Origin of the sequence: Arenimonas sp. (genome assembly GCF_019459675.1) — a bacterium.
Taxonomy (GTDB): domain Bacteria; phylum Pseudomonadota; class Gammaproteobacteria; order Xanthomonadales; family Xanthomonadaceae; genus Arenimonas.
In genome coordinates, this window is sequence record NZ_JAIBFH010000240.1 from 1 (window position 1) to 4,365 (window position 4,365).

The 4,365-nt window shown below is 69.8% G+C and carries 5 protein-coding genes; 2 read left to right on the forward strand and 3 right to left on the reverse strand.

What is annotated here, in order from left to right; genetic code table 11:
* Window positions 1–300, reverse strand: a 300-nt coding sequence (locus K0M70_RS08120) for a hypothetical protein (protein WP_290781296.1), incomplete at its 3' end; no start/stop codon positions are given.
* Between the two features lie 199 nt (window positions 301–499).
* Here K0M70_RS08120 and K0M70_RS08125 point away from each other — a divergent pair.
* Together K0M70_RS08125 and K0M70_RS08130 are read left to right on the forward strand one after the other, a co-directional pair.
* Complete coding sequence (locus K0M70_RS08125; protein WP_290781297.1) at window positions 500–1,051, forward strand: UPF0149 family protein; 552 nt, start codon at window positions 500–502, stop codon at window positions 1,049–1,051.
* A 10-nt stretch (window positions 1,052–1,061) separates the two neighbouring features.
* Window positions 1,062–2,372, forward strand: a complete 1,311-nt coding sequence (locus tag K0M70_RS08130; RefSeq protein ID WP_290781298.1) for an aminopeptidase P N-terminal domain-containing protein — start codon at window positions 1,062–1,064, stop codon at window positions 2,370–2,372.
* A gap of 37 nt (window positions 2,373–2,409) precedes the next feature.
* On the opposite strand, the gene K0M70_RS08135 is transcribed toward K0M70_RS08130, so the two are convergent.
* Together K0M70_RS08135 and K0M70_RS08140 are read right to left on the reverse strand one after the other, a co-directional pair.
* Window positions 2,410–2,835: a DNA polymerase III subunit chi gene (locus K0M70_RS08135; protein WP_290781299.1), complete on the reverse strand. Its 426-nt coding sequence runs from the start codon at window positions 2,833–2,835 to the stop codon at window positions 2,410–2,412.
* Window position 2,836: 1 nt separating this feature from the next.
* A complete protein-coding gene (locus K0M70_RS08140) occupies window positions 2,837–4,309 on the reverse strand; it encodes a leucyl aminopeptidase (RefSeq protein WP_290781300.1) in 1,473 nt (490 codons plus the stop codon).
* Window positions 4,310–4,365 lie beyond the last annotated feature (56 nt).

Here is a 4,365-nt window from a genome sequence, read left to right on the forward strand (position 1 = left end):
GGTGCTCAACTCCTCGCGGCTGCCCTGTCCCAGCAGCTGGTTGGCGCCCAGGCGGTACAGGGTGCTGTCGCGGATGTTGCAGTACCAGAACACGTCGCCCGATCCCCCCAGGGCAAGGTTGAGGCGCTCTTCGCGCTCACGGATTTCGCCCAGCAGGGAGGTTTCCTGGCGCAGGCGGTCGCTGCGTACGCGCCACAGCAGCCACCCCAGCGCGATGGCGATGGTGAACAGGACCAGCTGGAGCAGGAAACCGGGGGACGGGCCGACGGCCTGGGCCGCGGCCACCGCAGGCAAAGCCATGGCTATCGCGCCGGTTGCCGCTGCGCGGACCGCCGGAAACTTGCCATGATTTCGCCACAGCGCCATTTGGCCCGGAGGTCCCCTGTCTCGATCCGTGCTGGTTAGGGAGTGTAGGGTGGCTCCACAAAGGCCACAAGCGGCCAGCACGAGGGACCGCCCCGGCTTGATAGAATGCGGGCACCCCCGAGGCAGGAAACCCATGTCCGAAGCCCAGCTTCCCCCCTACGCCGCCGTCGTCGCCGAGCTGCAGGCCCTCGAGGCCAGCCTTGACGCCTGTGAACTGCACGGCTCGCTGTGCGGCTACCTGTCCGGCGGTGGCCGGCACGACCGCGCCAGCTGGTTCGCCCAGGTCATGTCCGATCCGCTGCTGTCGCCGCCCGAGGCGAATGGCGCGGTGGACCAGCTGTATGCGGCCAGCACCCGCCAGCTTGATTCGCCCGACTTCGAGTTCGAGCTTCTGCTGCCCGAAGACGAGCGTCCGGTCAGCGAGCGCGGCGACGGCCTGGTGGCCTGGTGCCGGGGCTTCCTGGGCGGGTTCGGCCTGGCCGCGGGCGCCAAGCCGCCGCTGTCCGAGGAGTCGGAAGAGGCGCTGGGCGACATCGCCCGCATTGCCGCCAGCGACCTGAGCTACGAGGACCCGGAAGCCGACGAAGAGGCGCTGGAGGAGGTGTCGGAGTTCATCCGCGTGGCGGCCCTGCTGATGCACAGCGACTGCGTGCTGGGCCCGCGCCACCGCCGCAAGCTCAACTGACGCCGCGGCGATGATCAAGCCCGCCGAATTCGCCCGCCGCCGCAAGCATCTGATGCGCATGGCCGACGACGACGCCATCCTGGTGTTGCCCAGTGCGCCGATGCGCGTGCGCAGCCACGACACGCACTACCCCTACCGCCAGGACAGCGACTTCTGGTACCTCAGCGGTTTCGCCGAGCCCGAAGCCGTGCTGGTGCTGGTGCCGGGCCGAAAGCACGGCGAGGCGCTGCTGTTCTGCCGCGAGCGCGACCCCGAGCGCGAAACCTGGGACGGCCCGCGCGCCGGAACCGAGGGGGCGGTGGATGCGCACGGTTTCGACGACGCCTATCCCATTGCCGACCTCGACGAGATCCTGCCCGGCCTGCTGGAAGGACGGTCGCGGGTTTACTACCATTTCGGCCGCGACACCGAGTTCGACCTCAAGCTGATCGGCTGGGTGAACCGCGTGCGCTCGCAGGTGCGGCACGGCGCGCAGCCGCCGCATGAGTTCCTCGAGCTGGGCCACCTGCTGCACGAACTGCGCCTGTTCAAGAGCCCGGGCGAACTGAAGCTGATGCGCCAGTCGGCCCGCATCGCCTGCGAGGCCCAGCTGGCGGCGATGCGCGCCACCCGCATTGGCGGCCGAGAATATGAGGTCGAAGCCGCGCTGCAGTATGTTTACCGCCGCAACAATGCCGTGGCGGCCTACGAGCCCATCGTCGGTTCGGGCGCCAATGGCTGCGTGCTGCACTACCGCGACAACAATGCACCCACCGCCGACGGCGACCTGCTGCTGTGCGACGCCGGCGCCGAGTTTGCCAATTACGCCTCCGACATCACCCGCACCTGGCCGGTGAACGGCCGCTATTCCAGCGAACAGCGCGCGCTTTACGACGTGGTCCTGTCCGCGCAGGAAGCAGCCATGGCGCAGGCGCGCCCGGGAAAGCCGTGGATCGCCGGCCACGACGCAGCGGTGGCCACGATCACCGAGGGGCTGCTGTCGCTGGGCCTGCTCAAGGGCACGCTCAAGCAGGCCCTGGCCAGTGAGTCGTACAAGAAGTTCTACATGCACAAGACCGGCCACTGGCTCGGCCTGGACGTGCATGACGTGGGCGAATACAAGGTCGCCGGCGAGTTCCGCGAGCTTGAGCCGGGCATGGTGTTCACCATCGAGCCGGGCATCTACATCGCACCGGGCACCAAGGGCGTGCCGTCGAAATGGCAGGGCATCGGCATCCGCATCGAGGACGACGTGCTGGTCACCAGGGACGGGCATGAGGTGCTGACCGACGGCGTGCCGCGTGCCATCGACGCAGTGGAATCGGTGCTCGCGTCGAGGTAGCCGTTGTTCGCCACGCGGCTGCGCGGCGAATCCCGGTTCACATGTCGTGCTTGGCCACTTCCAGCCCGCGCGCCACGTACTGCTTCCAGCGCTCGCGCAGCGGCCCGCGCGCGGACGCGTCGGCCGGCACCACTTCCAGCACGCGCTCGAAGCCGTCGGGCACCGCGGCTTCGCGCAGGTTGAGCACCATCGGTCGCAGCGCCACGTCGTGCTCGGGCGCGGCCAGCAGCACAGGCACTTCTTCCTCGTCTTCGTCGGCGCCGACGATCTGGTGCGGCACGTAGGCGTCGGGGTCGAACGACCACAGCAGGTCGTCCAACTGTTCGGCCTGCGCCGCCGACGCACACAGCACCAGCATCGGCAGGCCCGCGTCGCTGGCCTTGCGGGCCAGCTCGCACACCAGCAGCAGCGGCTGGTCGCGGAAGCGCGGCTTGCCGATCAGGTAGAAATCGGCGCGGGCCATCTCAGCCGGCCTGGTCGATCAGCCACTGCGTCAGCAGGCCGACCGGGCGGCCCGAGGCCATGCCCTTGCGGCCGTCGCCGTTGGCCACGCCAGCGATGTCCAGGTGGGCCCAGCGCTGGCCTTCAGTGAAGCGGGCCAGGAAGCAGCCGGCGGTGATGGCGCCGGCGTTCTTGCCGCCGATGTTGTAGACGTCGGCGAAGGCGGACTCGAGCTGGGTCTGGTACTCGTCCCACAGCGGCAGGCGCCAGGCGCGGTCGAACACCGATTCGCCGGCGTCCAGCAGCTCGGTGGCCAGGTCGTCGTGCTTGCTCATCAGGCCCGCGGCGAACTTGCCCAAGGCCACCACGCAGGCGCCGGTGAGCGTGGCCACGTCCACGGTGGCCTGCGGCTCGAAGCGCTGCACGTAGGTCAGCGCGTCGCACAGGATCAGGCGGCCCTCGGCGTCGGTGTTGCCCACTTCGATGGTCTTGCCCGACATGGCGGTGAGCACGTCGCTGGGGCGGTAGGCGTCGGCGTCGGGCATGTTCTCCACCGCCGGCACGACCATGACCAGGTTGATGGGCAGCCGCATCTTGGCAACGGCGGCGAACGTGCCGATGACGGTGGCGGCGCCGCACATGTCGAACTTCATTTCCTCGATGCCGCCCTGCACCTTGAGGTTGATGCCGCCGGTGTCGAAGGTGATGCCCTTGCCGACCAGCGCGTGCGGCTTGGCCGCGCCGGCGCCGGTGTAGGTGAGCACGATCAGCTTGGGCGGATTGGCCGAGCCGCGCGCCACGGCCAGCAGCGAGCCCATGCCCAGCTTTTCCATGTCGGCGCGCTCAAGCACGTCCACGGCCACGTTGGCGTGGTCGGCGGCAATCGTGCGCGCGGTGTCGGCCAGGTAGGCCGGGTTGCAGATGTTGGGCGGCAGGTTGCCCAGTTCGCGCGCCAGTTCGACGCCGGCGGCGATCGCCACGCCGTGCTCGAAGTCGGTGCGCGCGGCGTCGTCGGCGGGCAGCACCAGGGTCTTGAGGCCTTCATCGCCGGCCTTGCTGCGCTTGGCGCTGTAGCTGTAGGCCGCGTGGTCGGCGGCGATGGCCGCCTGGCGCAGGTTCCAGCCGGCGTCGCGGCCCGGCACGGGCAGTTCGACCAGGGTCAGCAGCGCGCGGGACGACGGTCCCGACTTGAGCGCGCGCACGGCGTCGGCCACGGCCTTGAGGTACTGCGGCACCGCGAATTTCGCGGCGTCGCCGAGGCCCACGGCCAGCACGCGCGGTGCTTTCACGCCGCCGAGGTCGGGCAGCAGGGTGGTGCGGCCGGTCTTGCCCGACACGTCGCCGCGCGCCACCAGCGCCGCCAGCCTGCCGCCGCTGGCCTGGTCGATGGCCTGGGCCGAGGGCGACAGGCCGCCGTCGCCGAAGATGCCGACCACGACGCAGTCGGTGTCGGCGGAGGCGGGCGCGAGGGGGTTCAGGCGAAATTCGAGGGCCATGGTGTTTGATTCCGTACAATTGGGGGAGTCGGGAGCAAGGCGCCCATTGGGGGCGA

Bases quoted from the DNA above. Each gene is read 5' to 3' on its own strand.
- K0M70_RS08130 (WP_290781298.1), top strand. From the start codon at position 1,062: ATGATCAAGCCCGCCGAATTCGCCCGCCGCCGCAAGCATCTGATGCGC.
- K0M70_RS08135 (WP_290781299.1), bottom strand. From the start codon at position 2,835: ATGGCCCGCGCCGATTTCTACCTGATCGGCAAGCCGCGCTTCCGCGAC.
- K0M70_RS08140 (WP_290781300.1), bottom strand. From the start codon at position 4,309: ATGGCCCTCGAATTTCGCCTGAACCCCCTCGCGCCCGCCTCCGCCGAC.
- K0M70_RS08125 (WP_290781297.1), top strand. From the start codon at position 500: ATGTCCGAAGCCCAGCTTCCCCCCTACGCCGCCGTCGTCGCCGAGCTG.